Here is an 18,822-nt window from a genome sequence, read left to right on the forward strand (position 1 = left end):
GCCCCCGTCGTCTTTTTCTTCGCTTTAGCCTTAGCCTTGCCCACAAGCGCCTCCCAGCACCAAACCACACAACTGAGCAGGTATTTTAACGCATTGTTCCGTCCGACTTACCAAATGCTGCGGCGTACTCGTCATCATCCATCCAATCGATGATGTCGCCGGGCTTGCAATGAAGCGCCTCGCACATTGCTTGAAGTGTAGAAAAGCGGATCCCCTTGAGTCTTCCCGTTTTAATTCGAGACAGATTAACAGGCGATATTCCAATGATTTCGGCAAGTTCCTGCGACGAGATTTTACGGTCCGCCATCACGCGGTCAAGACGCATAACAATCGGCACCGTGCCACCCCCTAGAGAATCTCGTCTGCATCTTCCTGCAATACCCTACCGTATTCAAAGACCCCCGCCAACGCAAAGAAAACGAGTCCGTAAGAAAGCGATTGAAAATCAAACTCGGGAAACACGGGCTCAGCCGTTCCAAGAACATTGCTGTATGGCAATTGAATCGTCGGCCATATGATGCTGATGACGGCTTTTACCGACATCAGGAGGCCAGCCGCGACCAAAATCCTGGTCTGCCACTTACCAAAAGGACGACCCTCATGCCTGACTTTCGCCGTCAGAATCGTAAACAGAAGAAACGTTGCAGCGTCGCAAAGCGTGCTAACCATAAACAAGAGCAGAAATCCGCCGCTCACCGCAGAGATACCCTCGATGAGCAACAGGTTCGCAAGATGAACGAACAACACCACGCAACATAGCGCTTGAACCGCCAGGGCGATACAGAAGATTGTCAGAAAACTCGTCGTCAACCGCAGATGTATATCGCGATCTTTCATTTCTCCTCCTTTTTTCCTTATTTCCCTGCGTTCATTGTACTTTTCAATCCAACCGCTCTCGCTCAAAACCATTTACCGGCAAATCGATACCGTTCATTTTAAAGAATCTTTATTTAATGTTTTATATAAATTAATTTGACTTTATAGAGTTTGGAGGACCCATGAGAAAGCAAACCGTCCTTATCCTTATCTTATCGCTGTCCCTTTTCGCCCTCTTCTCGTCAGTACGAACCAATTCCGATCCAATCAATATCTCATTGCCCGAATTTCGATCGAAATTAAGCAAAGGCGAATCTTTTATCGTGCAAATTGAGCTGGAGGGCTGCCCGGCCTGTGAAGAACTCCGTGCGGCAGAGCGCTCGCTTTCGCCGAGTCTCAAGAACGACATCGAGATCCTCGTTGTCCCTAAGAGCCAAAAGGAAGTTGATAGGGAAACACTTAAGGCGCTTCTGCCGTCATTCGAGTTTTATCCTTCAATTTTTGCCATCTCTGAAGGAAAGATAGCGTCCGAGTTCGACCTTTCCACGCTTGATTCGTTTGAAATGCGTTTCACGGATTGGAGGCTGAATCTGAACAACACAGCAATGTCAAGCTAAATGTCAGGAGGATACACATGCTACGCAACGTTCCCGTAAGCCGTAAGTCATTCATCGCAAGCGCAGTTGCGCTTTGCTCAATTGCCATTTCACCAAAGCAATCTAAGGCGCAACCTCTTGAAGTAGAGTTCCCTTCTGCCGAAGAGTACATTGAAGCTGTCAATGAGTCCGGCACAGGATGGACGACATACGCACTAGATGAAAACGGAGATGTCCAAATTATCGATCGATTCCAGACCCTGTCTTTGGATGATTTAGCAACTGCCACACGCGGCGCTAAAGAATGGATCGTCAAAATTGCCATTTTTATTGGAAAAGAACTCATCGGCTATGTAACGGGGCTTGTAATCGACGGACTGATTAAGAAAATCATAAGCAAAACCGGAGGTACTTGGCCTGAGTATGCAGCAAAGCAACTCCTTGGACACCCCGTACCCGCAGGCAACGCGTACCGTCTACCTTGCAGCGTCTATCCCCCCAACTCCGGAGAATACATTCGTTGTATAAATAGTTAGGATACGGCTATGTTGCCAGTCATCATTGCCCCCGTAATTGGTGTATGGGGCATCCAGTATTTCCTCAACAAGAAGTGGCTCTGGGGCATTGGGTGCATAGCGATAACATTAATATGCTATTTCCTTAGCCTCATTGTCAAAGCATGCTGGCCGAGCGCCATCTCTTTTGGAATTGCTCTTCTCAGCTCGGTCCAGCTATATGGAAGCAAAAAGGGTTTGTCCTTCTTTAATGCCCTGATATCGGCTCCGCTACCTCTGCAAATCTACTGGGGAATTATGGCCGTCATCGTTCTCTTTATGCCTCAAATCCCCTTCAGCGACGTTCCCGGCTTCTCCTAACGCGTCGCCGATTCAACCCCATACAATCCAGTTCACAAAAAGAGTCGGTCGAGCAAATGCTCTAAAAAAGAGCTGGCCGGGCAAAGCCCGACCAGCTCACATACTTTCCCTCAGCCCTTTTCATCCGCACGGGAGAAAAGCCAGCAAGGATACCGCAGGGCCCGCCCGCCGGGAGGGGTTTCCTAAGGGCACATCCCGCAGCCGCAAAGCGGCGAGGACGTGCCCGTGGAAACCCCGCAGGCGGTCGGGCCCGGACAGGTACGTTACTCTTTCTCCACAGCGCGCATGATCGCCTTGTAGATCTCCATCAGCGGGATGATCAGGAAGGCCAAGCCCAGCGCGGCGATAACGCCCTTGAGCTCAAGCGTCACAGGGCCAAAGAACATCTCGGCAAGCGTCGGCTGCACGGTCACGATCACCGTCAGCACCAGCGCCAGCGCAGCCGAAGCCCAAAGCCACTTGTTCTGCTTCTTCATGCTAAACAGCGACGCACGACGGCTGCGCATATTGAAGCAGTGGAAGATTTCGACCATGTTGAGCGTGATGAAGGCCATCATCACGCCTTCCTCGTCGGCATTGCCGGCGATCATATCGGCGATGTGGATGTAGCCCATGTCAAAGTACACGCCCACAAAGAAGCTCGCCAGCACCAGCACGGTGATGATCAGGCCCTGGACTACGCAGTCCAGACCCATATTGCCGGCAAAGACGCCGTCCTTGGCGTTGCGCGGCTTGCGCTTCATGATGTCGCCCTCGGCATCCTCCATACCCAGCGCGAGCGCGGGGAAGCAGTCGGTGACCAGGTTCACCCACAGCAGCTGCACCGGCTGAAAGATGGTAAAGCCGATAAGCGTGGCGATAAACACCGAGAACACCTCGGCAAGGTTGGCCGAAAGCAGGAACTGGATGACCTTGCGGATATTGTCGTAGATGCGGCGACCCTCTTCGCAAGCACCGATGATGGTGGCGAAGTTGTCGTCGGCAAGCACCATGTCGGCAACGTTCTTGGTAACGTCGGTGCCGGTGATGCCCATGCCCACGCCGATGTCGGCGCGCTTGATGGACGGGGCGTCGTTGACGCCGTCGCCCGTCATGGCCACGATCTGGTCGCGCGACTTCCAGGCCTCGACGATGCGGGTCTTGTGCTCGGGCTGGACGCGGGCGTACACGCCGTAGTCCTCGATGTGCGCGTCGAGCTCCTCGTCGCTCATGCGATCGAGGTCGGCACCGGTGATGGCATGGCTGCGATCGGTGACGATTCCCAGCTGTTTGGCGATGGCCACGGCGGTGTCGATATGGTCGCCCGTGATCATGACGGTGCGGATACCGGCGTCGTGGGCCTCGCGGATGGCGTCGGCGACCTCGGGGCGGACAGGGTCAATCATGCCGGACAGGCCGCAGAAGACCAGGTCGTGCTCGAGCGCAGCGGGGCTGCAGTCGCTCGGGACCTCGGTGTAGGTGCGGCTTGCCAGCGCCAGCACGCGCAGGGCCTCGTCGGCCATGGTCTTGTTGGCGGCCACGAGCTCGGCGCGGCGCTCCTCGGTCAGCGGAACGACCTTCTCACCATCATAGATGTGGGTGCACAGGCCGATCACCACGTCGGGCGCGCCCTTGGTGTACTGCTCGTACTCGCCGTCCAGGGTCTCGACGACCACGGACATCATCTTGCGGCCCGAGTCGAACGGGGCCTCGCCCACGCGCGGGTGCTCGGCAGTCAGGCCGGTGAGACCAGCCTTGCCGGCGTCGTTGACGAGCGCGCACTCGGTCGGCTCGCCCACGGCCTCGCCCAGCTCCTCGTCCCACTGGGCATCGGAGCACAGGGCCATACCGGCCAGGAACTTCTCCTTAGGCGCGGCGAGCTCGTGCTTGACGACGGTCATCTTGTTTTGGGTAAGGGTACCGGTCTTGTCGGAGCAGATGGTCTGCGTGCAGCCGAGGGTCTCGACAGCAGAAAGCTTGCGGATGATCGCCTGGCGCTTGGCCATCTTGGTCACGCCGAGCGACAGCACGATGGTCACGACGGCGACCAGGCCCTCGGGGATGGCGGCGACGGCGAGCGAGACGGCGACCATAAAGGTGTCGAGCAGGGCGGTCGGGTCGGTAAGGACGTTGCCCACGCCGTGGCGGAGGATATCAACGCCAAAGATCACGACGCAGATGATAATCACCATGATGGTGAGGATGCGGCTGAGCTCGGCAAGCTTCACCTGCAGCGGCGTGAGCTCTTCCTTGGCCTCGGCCAGGGCACCGGCAATCTTGCCCATCTCGGTATCCATGCCGGTGCCGACCACGACGGCGCGGCCGCGGCCGTACACAACGGTGGAACCCATGTAGCACATGTTCTTGCGATCGCCGAGCGGCACGTCATCGGTGCCCGCGGCAAGCTCGATCACGTTGGCGTGCTTCTCTACGGGCACGGACTCGCCGGTGAGTGCGGCCTCTTCAATCTTCATCGTGGCGCTCTCGAGGACGCGGCAGTCGGCCGGGACGGAATCGCCCGCCTCGAGCATGATCACGTCGCCGGGCACGAGCTCGGCGCTCGGCAGGTGCACGAGCTTGCCGTCGCGCAGCACCTTGGACTGCGCCGCGCTCATCTCCTGCAGGGCCTCGAGGGCCTCCTCGCTCTTGGCTTCCTGGACCACGCCCAGCACCGAGTTGACGATAACGACGAACATGATGATGACGACATCGGCAAAGTCGGGCTCGCCCTTGACCATACCCGTGAGCGCGCTGATGACGGCGGCAACGATCAGCATGATGACCATGGGGTCGGCCATCTGCTCAAAGAAACGCTTCCACAGCGGCGTCTTCTCGGCTTCCTCGAGCTTGTTAGGGCCTGTCTTGGCGAGGCGCGACGACGCCTCGCCGGTGCTCAGGCCGAGGTTCTCATCGACACCCTGGTCGCTGAGCACCTCCGCCGCGGCGGACAGGTATTCCTTTTGCATATAGAGTCCCCTCCTGGGATTCGGGCCACTCAGCAGATTGATGCCCGATCATAATTCCCAGGAGAAGGGCAAGGGCTCATCAAGGCTGCCGTGCTGAGCGGCAGTTGATAGTGGAGCTATGGTACCCCAAAGCAACGCGTCTAGCCAAAACAATCCATTTGGAAATATGGTCCATAAGCAACGGTGCAGACCGTGTGATGCTCAACATTGATAAAACGTTTTTTCTTCGGCGCATCATCAAACTGAAATATCGCCCAGATAGCAGCGGTTAGAACGGTTGGTAAAATTTTTGCATATACCGTTTTTCCGCAAAAAATGAACTTCTAATTCGGCATACGGTCGATTTTTGGGGGTATTCGGTCGCCATTTCGTTATAATCATCTCAGTTTTATTTCTTATGGTTTATCTATCAGCGCAAGACGATGTCAGATGGAGGTCTGAATGTACAAGCGCACTAAGATTGTATGCACCATGGGTCCCGCCTGCGATAGCGACGAGACCATCCGCGAGATGATCAAGGCGGGCATGAACGTCGCCCGTTTTAACTTCTCGCACGGATCCTACGACGAGCACCACGGTCGCATCGAGCGCGTCCGTCGTATTTCCAAGGAGCTCGGTCTGCCCGTCGGCATCCTGCTCGACACCAAGGGCCCCGAGGTCCGCACCGGCCTTCTGGTCGACGGCAAGAAGGTTGCCGTCAAGACCGGCGACAAGATCGTCGTCACTGCTCAGCCTACGTCCGAGGATTTCCACGGCACCGCTGAGCACATCTCCCTCGACTACCTGGCTCTGCCCTCCGAGGTCGAGAAGGGCTCCCTCATCCTGATCGATGACGGCCTGGTTGCCCTCGAGGTCGAGTCCGTCGACGGCCAGGATATGACCTGCGTCGTCAAGAACGACGGCCTGATCGGCGAGCGTAAGGGCGTCAACATGCCCAACGTCAACATCTCGCTGCCCGCCATCACCGAGCGCGATCGTCAGGACATCCTCTTTGGCCTGACCGAGAACATCGACTACATCGCCGCTTCCTTCATCCGCGACGGCGAGTCCGTCCGCGGCATCCGCGAGCTTTGCCGCGAGAACGGTGGCGAGCACGTGACGATCTTCCCGAAGATCGAGTGCGCCCTGGGCGTCGAGAACTTCGACGAGATCCTCGAGGCTTCCGACGGCATCATGGTCGCCCGTGGCGACCTGGGCATCGAGATTAAGCCCGAGCTCGTTCCCCACATCCAGAAGGAGATCATCGCCAAGTGCAACGCGGCCTACAAGCCCGTTATCACCGCTACGCAGATGCTCGACTCCATGCAGCAGAACCCGCGCCCGACGCGCGCCGAGGTTGCCGACGTTGCTAACGCCATCTACGACGGCACCGACGCCGTTATGCTCTCTGGCGAGTCCGCTGCCGGTAAGTACCCGGTCGAGGCCGTCAAGATGCAGGCCAGCATTGCTCTCGAGACTGAGAAGTACCTCCCGGCTCACGCTCCGCTCGAGGTTCCGGCTGACGCTCACGGCACCCGCGTCGTCAACAACGTTGTGGGTATGTCCGCTGTGAACATGGCTACCACCGTTGGCGCCAAGTGCATCACCGTGCCGACGACCACCGGTCGTACCGCTCGCCTGATCTCGCACTTCCGTCCCAACATGCCGATCTGCGCGTTCTCCCGCCACGAGTGGGCCGTCCAGCAGATGATTATGTACTGGGGCGTTATCCCGCACCAGGCCGAGATTACCCAGGGCACCGTCAACGGCACGATCGTCAAGGCGATCGAGACCGCTAAGGAGCTCGGCTACGTCGAGGCCGGCGATCTGACCGTCGCTACCGCCGGCGATCCCCGCATGAGCGTCCAGCTCGAGGACAAGGTCTCCTCGACCAACGTTGCTTACGTCGCTCAGGTGCGCTAAAACGCACTTGCAAGCACACTTGCATTGCAAAGGGCCCGGAAGGCATTGCCTTCCGGGCCCTTTTTCTGTGCGCCGATGTCTACTGTATGGCATGACACGCAACCAACTGCTTATGGCATGCTATGAGATGTGCAGCTCGTTTGCCGTGTTTACGCCATGCGACGGAAGCTGTTGATCAATTGGGGTGAGCTATTCACTGCCGGGCCGGCCAGCTAGCAGCTAGCAATCAGGGGCAGTGCGGGTGTGCCGGGAGCGGCTACGCGCTCGGCAAAGCCTGCCTCGGTTAGCTCGATGACATCGGTAAACGTTGCATCGAAAAACTCCTCAGTTAGCAGGCGGTATGGCGGATGATCGGGCTCACCGGGGTTTTCGCGCACAATCTCGTGCATAACGCCGATGGTCTTGAGCACATACTCCTTATGGATGGGATACTGCCCAAAACGCGTCGCCGCGGTATACAGGCGATTGGTCGCACGCGGAATCGAAACAATGCCCAGCGTCTTGCCAAACCAGTCAAAGTCGCCTTGCTTTTTAATGCGGAACTCCTCACACGGCTTGCCGCCGTGCGCCTCCAGATACTGGTTCACACGCGTGTTCCATACCGTGTCGGCCACCAGATGCGACCAGACGCCCAGCGTTAAATCGAGCAGCGACTGCGCCACATCTTCGGACGCAAGCGAGAACTCACTAGCGCCGGGACCGGCAACCGGCTCGGCATACTTGTAGCGCTGGGGATAGTGCACGCGGTTCAATCGCTCGCGTTCCTCGATAATCGAGGTCGCCGCGGCCGGCGCACCGGTGGGCGAACTTTTAAGCAACGGTGCCACATAGGTATCCCAGAACTCATGCTCACGAGGCTTAGGGATGGGCTCAGGCTTGGCAAAGTGCGTAATGCGGTACGGGATGGGATCGGCGATGCCAGGGACCATATAGCCCACGAAGATATCCGGAACCACGCAGCCAAACAAAAAGGCATTGCGGTCGCGCACACTATCGGCAAGCACACTGGTGCGATCCAGCAAGCGCTCCGTTTGAGCGATATGAATGTTCCAGCTTGGCATAGCCACCCCCATAAAAAACCTGGATAACTATACCATCACGGCAAAGCCGCGCGGGCGGCTACGCATCCTCTACGCAGCAACTATTCCGCAGCACCGCTCTCGGTTCCATACGACGGCGAAGGCGCCTCGACCACATGGTGATATCGATCGATATAGATGGCGCGGGCACCCAGGCGTCGCACCAGATCCTGGTGATGCGTACTCATCAAGACCGTCTTACCCGCCGCGACGTAGGCCAGCAAGAAGTTGACCACGATGTCGCATGAATCTTCGTCGAGTCCATTGGTAGGTTCATCAAGGATCAAGATATCCGGGTTCATCGACACCACCGCAGCCAGCGCAACGCGCTTCTTTTGCCCGCCCGAGAGCTGATAGGGAGAGGCGTCGGCAAGGTCGGCAACCTGGAACAGCCCCATGGCATCGCGCACGCGGCGCTCGAGCTCGTCTGCCGGCAGCCCCATCTGGGCGGGGCCAAACGCGACCTCCTCGCCGACCGTGGCGCAAAAGAGCTGCGCATCGGCACTCTGGAACACAAAGCCCACGCGCTGATGGAACCGCTGGGCCGTCGCGGAATCCTTGAGATATGCCGCATCGACCACATGTCCATCAAACAGGTACGTACCCGCATCCGCAAGCTCAAGGCCGTTGATAAGCCGCATGATCGTCGTCTTGCCGCAGCCGTTGGGTCCAAGCAGCGCAACCAGCTCACCGCGATTAACCTGCAGCGACACGCTATCGACCACCGTATGACCCGCATAGGAAAACACCACGTCGCGAAACTCGATGAGCGGCGTGATCTCGGCGCCGGCAGCACCGCTCGCACCCATCGCGTTATTCGTATCGTTTGCCAAAACGCCGCCCTTCCCTACTCACATCGACAGTTCGACCGTCCGCGCTACAACACCGCACACAACACGACGAGCAACGCCACAACGGCCGCGTAAACGGCATCGCGCCAGCCAAACCCGGCGCGCGCGGGCGCCGGATACGCACCGGCAAAGCCGCGACAAAGCATAGCCTCGTCCATCGCGCGGCTGCATTCCATCGCCTTGATAAACGTCATGCCCATGATACCCGCCAGCGAGTCGGTGCGCGAAAAACCCGCAGGCGCGGATCCGACGCTGCGCAGCATGACCGATTCGCACAGATCGTGCGCTGTGCGTCCCAGCACCTCGATATGCTTGAGTGCCATATCAAAGGTAAAGATAACCTCGTCGGGCAGATGCAGCATCTTGAGCGCCGACGACATGCGGCTCCAGGTAAGCGTCCACGAAACGCCCAGTACCAGCGACACATTAATGAAGGTCTTGAGCGCGATCTTGAGCATGGCGCCCGTGGCAGAAGCGCCCAGCAGCAGAGCAGGCAGCGCCAGAACCACTGCGAGTCCCGCGGCGCCGAGCGCCGGCACAAAGGTCGCGCGCAGCCCGCGTACAGGGCGCACGGCAACGAGCACCAGCGCGATAGCCGCCATCAACATGAGATACAGCGGGCTCTGCGTCAGACACACGCACAGGACGCAAACGAACATCCCCACCAGGCGCACCGGAGCCGAAACGCAAGAAAGGGCGCGGTCGACCATCGACCCGCCCTCGTGCGCACCTCCACCCAGGCGAACCCGCTCAAGCAGGCTCGCCAGGTGCAGGACATTCTTCTGCATCACACGATGCCGAGCCCCCACGGGCTCATATCGCTCCTCGGCCGCAAGCCAGCTAGGCAGCTCGGCTATTGCCATGAGCACCGCTTTCCTTGACCGTCAGCGAGACCAGGCGGAATGCGATGGTAAGCACCGCCACGCCAATCACGCCCGAAAGGATATACATCGCGGCCTGGCCGGCAAAGCCAAGGCCCTGCTCCTCGGAATAGACCTGCAGGTAGTCGCCCGTGGGCAGCGCATCGGCAAAGGTCGGAGCATCGAGGCCGACCGAAGCCTGCAGACTGTCGTCACCAGCCTCCTGAACGGCGGTCGCGGCGCCCTCAGCGTCCCACTCGCCCCAGGCGTCACCCGTGGCCAAAAGGCCCAGCGGCGTGGCCAATACAAGTACGGCGACCAGAATGAGCGTGGGGATTAGGGAATTCTTCTTGGCGGTACCATCGGCGGCAAGCTGGCCATCGACGGCCTCGGGCCCGACGATAATGCTCGGCGCCGTCTTCTTAATGAAACCGTAGATGGCGGCCGTCGCCACGCCCTCGATCACGCCGGCAACCAGCATATGCGGAATCAACATAGCCGGAATAGCCACGGACAGTGGGAAGGGGCAGTACAGCGGCGCGCCCGAAACGTTGGTAAAGAGCATCGGTTGAATACCAAACTCGATTGCCGCGCACAGGGCCGCCAGGCACAGGCCGACCCAACCGCTCACGACGGCAGAAACCGAGGTGCCCCAGCTCTTGTCGTGCAGACGACTGTTGAGCGCACCGAACACGATAGCAGCGACAAACGGCAGCACAAAGGCCATGTTAAAGCAGTTGGCGCCAAACGACAGAACGCCGCCGTCGCCAAACAGCAGCGCCTGCAGCGCCAGCGCGACCGAAACCGCGATGGCAGCGGCCTCGGGACCCAGCAGCAGTGCGATGAGCGCACCGCCGACGGCGTGACCCGTGGTGCCGCCGGGCAGCGGCACGTTGAACATCATGAGCAAAAAGGAGAACGCGGCGCAGATGCCCAGAAAAGCCATGTGCTCGCGATCGAGCGTGGCGCGCACCTTCTTGATGCAGTGGACCCAAACGGGCACCATCGCCACCGCCATGACGACATCGGTCTGCGGGGACAGATAATTATCTGGAATGTGCATGTATGCCTCCCGATTGTCGGCACGCGATCGCAGCGCCGTTTGAATCACCTTGCCAGTGTTACGCATTGTTAGGTTCGTAACACGCCGCCGGCTATCATAGCAAACGGCGCACTGCCAACAAAGCAGTGCGCCGTTTTGCAATACATTCGTCACAGACGCAAGCGATCTTAGCCGCGGACCTCGCCGTTTACGCCCTTGCACACCTTGGTGACGATCTTCTGGTGCGCCTTCTCGACCTCTTCGCTGGTGAGCGTGTGATCGTCGGAGCGATACGTAAGCGCAAAGGCCATGGACTTCTTGCCCTTGCCAATGCGGACCGGATCGCGGTAGACATCGAACAGGCGCACGCCCTCGAGCAGCTTGCCGCCGGCACTGGTAATACGGCGCTCGAGGTCCTCGCAGGTCACGGAGTTGTCGACCACGATTGCAAGGTCGTGCTCAACAGCCGGGTACTGCGAGAACTCACGGTAGTTCTCCTGGTTGCGGGCACCCTTGATCAGCTTGTCCAGATCGAGCTCAAAGGCAACGACGACCTCATCTATGCCGCAGGCCTCGCGCGCCTCGGGGTGAATCTCGCCGACCCAGCCCAGCACGGTACCGCCAGACAGAACCTCGGCCGCACGGCCCGGCTGCAAGAAGGCGTAGCCCTCGCCCTCGGCGGGACGGAAGCGAACCTTCTCGATGCGCAGCTGGGCGAGCAGCTCCTCGACAATGCCCTTGCCAAAGAAGAAACGCAGCTTGCGGTACTTCATGTTCCAGGACTGCTCGCTCCACTGGCCCGAGAGCACACCCGCGACGGACTTGGTCTCCTTGGGCAGGCTGGCGTTCTCGCGGCCGTGGAACAGGCTGCCGACCTCGTACAGGTGCACGTTGGGCGTGCCGTGGGCCTCGTTGTAGGCCACAGACTGCAGCAGACCCGGCAGCAGCGAGCGGCGCATCTCGGTCTGCTCGGCCACCAGCGGGTTCATGAGCACCACGGGGCAGCCGCGGCCCTCGGTGGACATACCGATCTTCTCCAGGTCGCCCGGGGCGGCAAAGCCAAAGGTCGTGGTCTCGTTGAGGCCGCAGGCGCGCAGGATCTCGCCGACCTTGCGGGTGAGCTTCTGCTCGCGAGTCAGGCCACCGATGTGGTTCTTGGCAGCCGGGATGGTCGCCGTCACACGGCCCATGCCCCACAGGCGCAGGACCTCCTCGATCAGGTCGATCTCGCGCGGCAGATCAGGGCGGAAGCTCGGCGGAGTGACCATGAAGTCCTCGCCGTCGCGCTCAACGGTGCAGCCCAGGCGGGTGAGCGAACGCTCGATAAAGTCGGGCTCGATGTCGGCGCCGCAGATGGCATGCACGCGGGCCAGGCGCAGCTTAATGCTGTCGATGGTCTTGGGCGCGGGGAAAACGTCAACGTAGCCGGGAGCGACCTCGCCGCCGGCGATCTCCTCGATGAGCGCGCAGGTAACGTTGGCGACATCCACGCAGCCGGTCTCGTCGACCTGGCGCTCAAAGCGGATGGAGGCATCGGAGATCAGCGACAGGTCGCGGCTGGTGTGCGAGGTGCGGCCGGCGTTGAAGCAGGCGCTCTCGACCATCACGTCGACGGTGTCGTCCTCGATCTCGGAATCCATGCCGCCCATAACGCCGGCCAGCGCCACGGGACGCTCGCCGTCGGTGATGAGGCCCATGCCGGCGTCGAGCGTGCGCTCCTCGCCGTCGAGGGTCGTGAACTTCTCGTCCTGCCGGGCGGCGCGAACCACCACGCGGCGATGGCCCTCGCGCTCGGCAAAGGTTGACAGGTCAAAGGCGTGCAGCGGCTGACCGGTGAGCATCATCACGTAGTTGGTGATGTCGACGATGTTGTTGTGCGGACGCACGCCCAGGGCGTTGAGGCGCTTGACCATCCAGTCGGGCGACGGGCCGACCTTCACGTTGCGCACGATGCGGGCGACATAGCGGTCGCACAGGCCCTCGTCGGCAATCTCGACCGAAAGCTCGTCGTCGGTCGCGCGGCCGGTCTCTGCCTTGATGGCGGGCAGCTCCACGTGGAAATCGCGATCGAAAATGGCGCCGGTCTCGCGGGCCATACCGATCATGGACAGGCAGTCGGGGCGGTTGGGCGTGATCTCGCAGTCGAGCACGGTATCGCTCGAGCCCACATACTCGGCAAACGGCATGCCGCAGGGCGTATCCTCAGGCAGAATCATGATGCCGGAGTGGTCGCCGCCCAGACCGAGCTCGCGCGCAGAGCAGTTCATGCCCATGGACACGACGCCGCGAAGCTTGCTCTTCTTGATCTTGACGTCGCCGGGCAGAACTGCGCCGATCATGGCCGTGACGATGTGGTCGCCGGCCTCGAAGTTCTGCGCGCCGCAGACAATCTGCAGCGGGGCGGGGTTGCCGTCGGCGTCGAGGTTCTTGTCACCCACGTCAACCGAGCACACATACATATGGTCGCTATCGGGGTGCGGGGTCTTGGTGAGCACCTTGGCGGTCACCACGTGGTCGAAGGACTCGCCCACGGTGTCAATCGCCTCAACCTCGGTGCCGGTGCGGATATACTCGTCCGAAAGGGTCTTAGGATCTTCCGGAATATCGATCATGGTCTTGAGCCAGTCGTAAGAAACGCGCATGTAGCTCTCCTAGTTCTTAATCTCCGCATAGGGAGGAATATCAAATGAAGACGTTCGCCTTAGGGTTGTCCAGGTGCCCCAGGTTGGCGTGAAAGAGGAGCGACGCGTACTAAAGGTACGCGAGCGACGGTTTGAACGCCAAGATGGGGTGCCTGGGCAAGCCTAAAATTGGTTCAGGAAACGCATATCGCCTGTCATGAGAGTTCTGAGGTCGGGCAGGTCGTAGCGCAGGGCCGCGACACGCTCGGCGCCAATGCCAAAGGCAAAGCCGGTGTACTTCTCGGGGTCGATGCCGCAGTTGATGAGCACGTTGGGATCGACCATGCCGCAGCCCAGGATCTCAATCCAACCGCTGTGCTTGCAGAAGTTGCAGCCCTTTCCGCCGCACACATGACAGCTCACGTCCACCTCGCAGCTGGGCTCGGTGAAGGGGAAGAAGTGCGGGCGGTAGCGCGTCTTGCGGTCCTCGCCAAACATGCACTTAACAAAGTAGTCGAGCGTGCCCTTGAGGTCGCCAAAGGTGATGTCCTCGTCGACGACCAGGCCCTCGATCTGGTTGAACTGCGGCAGGTGGCAGGCGTCGGCCGTGTCGGGACGATAGACGGTGCCCGGGCAGATCATGTAGATGGGCGGCTTTTGCGACTCCATGGTGTGGATCTGCACGCCCGAGGTCTGGGTGCGCAGCAGTACGTCGGACTCGCCATGAGCGTGAGCCTCGGGGTGCGCGACGCTGCCGGGGTTGTTGTCGACCACGTAGAAGGTGTCGCGGGCCGAGCGACTCGGGTGATCCATGGGCGCGTTGAGCGCGGTGAAGTTGTAGTAGGAGGTATCGACCATGGGGCCGGACTCGACGGTGTAGCCGATGCCGCAGAAGATGTCCTCGGCCTCCTCGATGATCTGCTTGATCAGGTGCTGGTGACCGATTTGCGGACGGATGCCCGGTAGCGTAATGTCGACGGCCTCGTGCTCGAGTGCGTGCTTGAGGGCGGCGGCCTTCATCTCGGTGGTGCGCTCGTCGAGCATGCCCTCGATCAGCTGGCGCATCTCGTTGGCGCGCTTGCCCATGACAGGACGATCCTCGGGGGCGAGCTTGCCCATCATACGCATCAGGCCGGTGATGCGGCCCTTGCGGCCGAGCAGCTCAACGCGCGCAGCCTCGAGCTTTGCGGCGTCGTCGGCGCCTGCGACGAGCTCCTTGGCCTCTTCCTCGAGTTTGACCAGATCATCAATCAGACTCATGTCTTCCCTTTCGTCTCTCGCGTATCCGCGCTCCGGGACGGCTGACGCCGCCCGATGCTGCGGATGCGCGGCCCGGTTCGGTAACAAAAAAACCGCCCTCGGGCATGTGCATTGCCCAAGGACGGTTAAATTCCGCGGTACCACCTTGTTTGACCCGGCGGATGTCTGGCCCGCCGCGCCCACTCTGCGCCTCTTGTCGCGAGGCTCACGGCTTCCCTACTGGGGCTTTGCTGCCACTGGCCGCGCGCCCGTTGAGGTCGCTGCTCGGGAGTGAACGCTTGGCCCTTGCCACCGCAGGAAGGCTTGCAGCCCATGACCTTCCCTCTCTTGCCGGCGACGCGGCGGGCAAAACCCTCTCCGTCAACGCATTGGGCTATAGGATAGCACATTTCGCGAGCGCATCGCCGCGTTCCGTTTTGTTCGCGCTGGGTATAAGGCAGGTAACTGTGTAAACTGGCCGCGCACCCGCCTGCGGCGCTCGGCCTGCGAGATTAAGGATACGGTATGGGAAAGAAACTCGATAAGAAGGCCAAGCCCGCAGCGGGCAAGACGCCTAAAGGCATGAAGGTCGACAAGGCCGTCAAAAAGTTCCGCAAACTCGAAGGCAAGCTGTGGACTCGCGAGTACCTGCTCAAGATTGCCGAGTTCGATGGAGCGACGATTGCTCCCGCCAACGGCGCTGCCGCCCGTGCCGACGCCATGGGTACGCTTGCCGGCGAGCATCACAAGCTGCTGACCAGCGAGAAATCCGTTGAGCTCGTACGCTCGTTAGCGCGCGAGACGGTTGCAGGCGGACATGTAGACGACCCGCAGCTGCTCGACGAGATCCGCGTGCTCGGCCGCGACCAGCGCGAAGCGAGCGTTGTCCCTACCGAGGAGGCCGAGGCCTGGACCAGGCTCACCTGCGAGGCCGACGCCGTGTGGCACAAGGCCAAGACGGCCAATGACTGGGCGAGCTTTGAGCCCTATGTGGACAAGATTGTGGGCCAGCTCAAGCATCAGGCCGAGCTTATGGACCCCAAGCGCGACCCATACGACGTTTGGCTCGACCAGTACGAGCGCGGCCTTTCCGCCAAGAGCTTCGATGCGTTTTGTGACGAGGTCAAGGCCACGGTCGTGCCGCTCGTGCACGCCATCGGCGAGCGCGGCCAGCAGCCGGCTGCCGACTTTTTGCACGCCCGCGTGCCCGAGGCCGCCCAGCGTGCCATGAGTTTCGACCTTATGAAGCTTGTCGGCCTGAATCTGGACGACACCACGCTTGCCTTTACCGAGCACCCGTTTAGCGAGGGTTTTGCCGTGGGTGACGCGCGCATCGCGACGCACATCTACGAGGACGATTGTATCTCCAATGTCTACAGCATCATCCACGAGGCGGGACACGCCATGTACGAGCTGGGCGTGAACCCCGCCTATGCGCGCACGTGCCTGGAGGGCGGCACCTCTATGGGCATCCACGAGAGCCAAAGCCGATTCTTCGAGAACACCGTGGGCCGCAGCCGCGCCTTTATGGGGCCGCTGCTCGAGGTACTGCGCCGCCACGCGCCCGAGGTCTATGGCAGCGTGGACGAAGACACGCTCTACCGCGCCGTGAACATCGCGCAGCCGTCGCTGGTCCGCACCGAGGCCGACGAGCTCACCTATCCGCTGCATATTATGGTGCGCTACGAGATCGAGCGCATGCTGTTTGCCGGCGAGGCCACGGCCAAGGACATCCCCGCGCTTTGGAACCGCTTCATGGATGAGTACTTGGGCATTCCCGTTCCCGACGACACGCGCGGCTGCCTACAGGATACGCACTGGAGCGGCGGCTCGTTTGGCTACTTCCCCACCTATGCGCTGGGCAGCGCCTACGACGCCATGTTTGTGCCGGCCATGTGCCGCGACGGCGTCGACCTTACCGGTGCCTGCGCGAGCGGCGATCTGGCGCCCGTCCGTGCCTGGCTGGGCGAGCACATTTGGCAGTGGGGCCGCGCCAAGGACGCGCCGGAGCTCATCAAGGGCGCCTGTGGCATGGACTTTGACGCCCGTTACTACTGCAGCTACCTCCAAGACAAGTTCACCACGCTGTACCAGCTGTAAGGCATAACCGACACGCCAACGCAAATGGGAGCGCCGCGGAATCAATTCGCAGCGCCCCCCTTCACTTAGTCATTGGGGACGCTCTTTAATGACTAGTCGTTTGGGACACTCTTCGCCAGCCAACAACCCGGCACTTGGGGACGTTCCTAAACTGCCGGCAGATAAGGAACGTCCCCAAGTGCCGGCAGAAAGGGAACGTCCCCAAGTGCTGGGTGACTGCCCCGGAGAGGCTGTGGTCAAAAAAGGCAAAAATGAGTACTGTTGTCAGGTTGATAGCATTTATTTCGGGCTAAAACAGGGTCGCAAATGAGATTTAATCTCATTTGCGACCCTGTTTATTGGACATATGAGGAGCAATGTCTGTCGATATAACGCTCAGGCAATGCCGAAACGGCCTTTTGAGGCAAAATTTGCTGTTACTTATTTAGTGACAGTACTCATTTTTGCTTTTTTGGCCACATCATTTTATAACCTCCTGTCAGACAGCCCAAAAGGCGCCCTATAGAGCCTCAAGTGCGTTGGCGATGCGCTTCATGGCGGCATCGGCGGATGCCTGGTCGGGGGCTTCGGCCAAAATGCGAATCACCGACTCGGTTCCGCTCTTGCGCACGAGCACGCGTCCCTCGCCCGCCAGCGATGCCTCGGCCTCGGCGATGGCGGCCTGCACACCCATGTTGCCCAGCGCGGCGTCCTTGTCCGCCACGTGCACGGCCACCTGCGCCTGCGGCAGCAGCTTGCACGGAGCCGTGAGCTGCGAGAGGGTCTCGCGCTCGGCGCGAATCACTTCCATCACGCGCAGCGAGGTCATAATGCCGTCGCCCGTGCGCTCGATATCGCCAAAGATCGTATGGCCCGTCTGCTCGCCGCCCAGGCTGTAGCCGCCCTCGCGCATCTTGGCATACACGTGACGGTCGCCCACGCCGCTGGTCACGGCACTTAGGCCGGCAAGCTCCAGCGACTTGACCAGGCCAAAGTTGCTGGCAATCGTCGGCACCACGGTACCGCCCGAAAGGCGACCGTGCTTGTTCAGATACACGCCACACACGTACAGAATCTGGTCGCCGTCTACCACGCGACCGCGCTCGTCCACGGCCAAGCAGCGATCGGCATCGCCGTCATAGGCAAAGCCCACGTCCAGGCCCTGCTCCACCACATGACGCTGCAGGCGCTCTATATGCGTGGAGCCGCAGTCGACGTTGATGTTAAAGCCATCGGGCGCGGCATTGATCACGCGCACGTCGGCACCGAGCGCGTCAAACACCGGCTTGGCCACCGAGGAAGCCGAGCCGTTGGCGCAGTCGATACCGATCTTGACGCCCTGCAGCGAAAAGTTCGCGCTGGCGATGAGCGAAGCAATGTAGCGGTTGCGGCCCTGCATGTAGTCCACCGTGGCGCCGATGTGGTTGCCCGTGGCCAGCGGTACCTCGCTCTTACCATCGATGTAGTCCTCGATGAGCTCCAGTACGTCCTCGTCCATCTTAAAACCGTCGCTATTGACGAGCCTAATGCCGTTATCGCAAAACGGGTTGTGGCTCGCGCTGATCATGATGCCGCAATCGAAGCAGCCTTCCACGGTCTGATGCGCTACGCCCGGCGTGGGGATCACGTGCAGCATATAGGCGTCCGCACCGCTCGCGACCAGGCCGCTCACCAGCGCCGCCTCGAACATATAGCTCGAGCGACGAGTGTCCTTGCCCACGATCACGCGCGCCTTGCGCTCGCGGTTGGCGCCGTAATACCAGCCCACAAAACGGCCAATCTTATAAGCGTGCTCTACCGTCAGCCCAACGTTGGCCTCACCGCGAAAGCCATCGGTGCCAAAGTACTTCATGCGCTCTCCTTACAAAATAGGGGCGGACAGATTGCCTGTCCGCCCCAAAATGGTACTCGATTATC

At 60.3% G+C, this 18,822-nt stretch carries 14 protein-coding genes; 4 read left to right on the forward strand and 10 right to left on the reverse strand.

Translation table 11 applies throughout. The features are described 5' to 3' along the window. Window positions 1-85 precede the first annotated feature (85 nt). On the reverse strand, window positions 86-337 hold the full coding sequence (locus tag FGQ67_RS01735) for a helix-turn-helix domain-containing protein (RefSeq protein ID WP_118266160.1): 252 nt from the start codon (window positions 335-337) through the stop codon (window positions 86-88). 11 nt (window positions 338-348) lie between these two features. Further along, window positions 349-837: a hypothetical protein gene (locus tag FGQ67_RS01740; protein ID WP_138339735.1), complete on the reverse strand. Its 489-nt coding sequence runs from the start codon at window positions 835-837 to the stop codon at window positions 349-351. 161 nt (window positions 838-998) lie between these two features. Here FGQ67_RS01740 and FGQ67_RS01745 point away from each other — a divergent pair, with 161 nt between their 5' ends. Next, entirely contained in the window at window positions 999-1,433 is a 435-nt protein-coding gene (locus FGQ67_RS01745; RefSeq protein WP_118266158.1) for a hypothetical protein, read from the forward strand. A 17-nt stretch (window positions 1,434-1,450) separates the two neighbouring features. After that, the gene (locus tag FGQ67_RS01750; RefSeq protein WP_118266157.1) at window positions 1,451-1,948 is read left to right on the forward strand and encodes a hypothetical protein; all 498 of its coding nucleotides are present in this window, start codon (window positions 1,451-1,453) and stop codon (window positions 1,946-1,948) included. A 602-nt stretch (window positions 1,949-2,550) separates the two neighbouring features. On the opposite strand, the gene FGQ67_RS01760 is transcribed toward FGQ67_RS01750, so the two are convergent. Then, window positions 2,551-5,232, reverse strand: coding sequence for a cation-translocating P-type ATPase (locus FGQ67_RS01760; RefSeq protein ID WP_138339736.1), 2,682 nt, complete (start codon window positions 5,230-5,232; stop codon window positions 2,551-2,553). 441 nt (window positions 5,233-5,673) lie between these two features. Here FGQ67_RS01760 and pyk point away from each other — a divergent pair, with 441 nt between their 5' ends. After that, a complete protein-coding gene (pyk, locus tag FGQ67_RS01765) occupies window positions 5,674-7,134 on the forward strand; it encodes a pyruvate kinase (protein WP_055250555.1) in 1,461 nt (486 codons plus the stop codon). Between the two features lie 212 nt (window positions 7,135-7,346). Here pyk and FGQ67_RS01770 read toward each other — a convergent pair whose 3' ends face one another. The 6 genes from FGQ67_RS01770 to pheS form a co-directional block, all read right to left on the reverse strand. Beyond that, window positions 7,347-8,195, reverse strand: coding sequence for a hypothetical protein (locus FGQ67_RS01770; protein WP_117734721.1), 849 nt, complete (start codon window positions 8,193-8,195; stop codon window positions 7,347-7,349). 80 nt (window positions 8,196-8,275) lie between these two features. Continuing rightward, window positions 8,276-9,046, reverse strand: coding sequence for an energy-coupling factor ABC transporter ATP-binding protein (locus FGQ67_RS01775; RefSeq protein WP_138339737.1), 771 nt, complete (start codon window positions 9,044-9,046; stop codon window positions 8,276-8,278). A 44-nt stretch (window positions 9,047-9,090) separates the two neighbouring features. Then, window positions 9,091-9,927 (reverse strand): energy-coupling factor transporter transmembrane component T family protein, encoded by an 837-nt coding sequence (locus FGQ67_RS01780; RefSeq protein ID WP_118098060.1) that lies wholly within the window; start codon window positions 9,925-9,927, stop codon window positions 9,091-9,093. Continuing rightward, the gene (gene cbiM / locus FGQ67_RS01785) at window positions 9,905-10,987 is read right to left on the reverse strand and encodes a cobalt transporter CbiM (RefSeq protein ID WP_138339763.1); all 1,083 of its coding nucleotides are present in this window, start codon (window positions 10,985-10,987) and stop codon (window positions 9,905-9,907) included. Before cbiM ends, FGQ67_RS01780 begins: the two co-directional genes overlap by 23 nt. Before the next feature lie 167 nt (window positions 10,988-11,154). Then, the gene (gene pheT / locus FGQ67_RS01790) at window positions 11,155-13,608 is read right to left on the reverse strand and encodes a phenylalanine--tRNA ligase subunit beta (RefSeq protein ID WP_138339738.1); all 2,454 of its coding nucleotides are present in this window, start codon (window positions 13,606-13,608) and stop codon (window positions 11,155-11,157) included. 162 nt (window positions 13,609-13,770) lie between these two features. Continuing rightward, window positions 13,771-14,847, reverse strand: a complete 1,077-nt coding sequence (pheS, locus tag FGQ67_RS01795) for a phenylalanine--tRNA ligase subunit alpha (protein ID WP_117794012.1) — start codon at window positions 14,845-14,847, stop codon at window positions 13,771-13,773. 504 nt (window positions 14,848-15,351) lie between these two features. On the opposite strand from pheS, the gene FGQ67_RS01800 reads away from it, so the two are divergent. Further along, window positions 15,352-16,926, forward strand: a complete 1,575-nt coding sequence (locus FGQ67_RS01800) for a carboxypeptidase M32 (protein ID WP_138339739.1) — start codon at window positions 15,352-15,354, stop codon at window positions 16,924-16,926. A gap of 499 nt (window positions 16,927-17,425) precedes the next feature. On the opposite strand, the gene glmM is transcribed toward FGQ67_RS01800, so the two are convergent. Then, window positions 17,426-18,757, reverse strand: a complete 1,332-nt coding sequence (gene glmM, locus FGQ67_RS01805; RefSeq protein ID WP_138339740.1) for a phosphoglucosamine mutase — start codon at window positions 18,755-18,757, stop codon at window positions 17,426-17,428. Between the last annotated feature and the right edge of the window lie 65 nt (window positions 18,758-18,822).

It is taken from the genome of Collinsella aerofaciens (assembly GCF_005845035.1).
GTDB classification, from domain to species: Bacteria; Actinomycetota; Coriobacteriia; order Coriobacteriales; family Coriobacteriaceae; genus Collinsella; species Collinsella aerofaciens_I.

Coding starts and splice junctions, on each gene's coding strand:
- FGQ67_RS01740 (WP_138339735.1), bottom strand. CDS start 837: ATGAAAGATCGCGATATACATCTGCGGTTGACGACGAGTTTTCTGACA.
- pheS (WP_117794012.1), bottom strand. CDS start 14,847: ATGAGTCTGATTGATGATCTGGTCAAACTCGAGGAAGAGGCCAAGGAG.
- glmM (WP_138339740.1), bottom strand. CDS start 18,757: ATGAAGTACTTTGGCACCGATGGCTTTCGCGGTGAGGCCAACGTTGGG.
- FGQ67_RS01750 (WP_118266157.1), top strand. CDS start 1,451: ATGCTACGCAACGTTCCCGTAAGCCGTAAGTCATTCATCGCAAGCGCA.
- FGQ67_RS01800 (WP_138339739.1), top strand. CDS start 15,352: ATGGGAAAGAAACTCGATAAGAAGGCCAAGCCCGCAGCGGGCAAGACG.
- pheT (WP_138339738.1), bottom strand. CDS start 13,608: ATGCGCGTTTCTTACGACTGGCTCAAGACCATGATCGATATTCCGGAA.
- FGQ67_RS01770 (WP_117734721.1), bottom strand. CDS start 8,195: ATGCCAAGCTGGAACATTCATATCGCTCAAACGGAGCGCTTGCTGGAT.
- pyk (WP_055250555.1), top strand. CDS start 5,674: ATGTACAAGCGCACTAAGATTGTATGCACCATGGGTCCCGCCTGCGAT.
- FGQ67_RS01745 (WP_118266158.1), top strand. CDS start 999: ATGAGAAAGCAAACCGTCCTTATCCTTATCTTATCGCTGTCCCTTTTC.
- FGQ67_RS01760 (WP_138339736.1), bottom strand. CDS start 5,232: ATGCAAAAGGAATACCTGTCCGCCGCGGCGGAGGTGCTCAGCGACCAG.
- cbiM (WP_138339763.1), bottom strand. CDS start 10,987: ATGCACATTCCAGATAATTATCTGTCCCCGCAGACCGATGTCGTCATG.
- FGQ67_RS01780 (WP_118098060.1), bottom strand. CDS start 9,927: ATGGCAATAGCCGAGCTGCCTAGCTGGCTTGCGGCCGAGGAGCGATAT.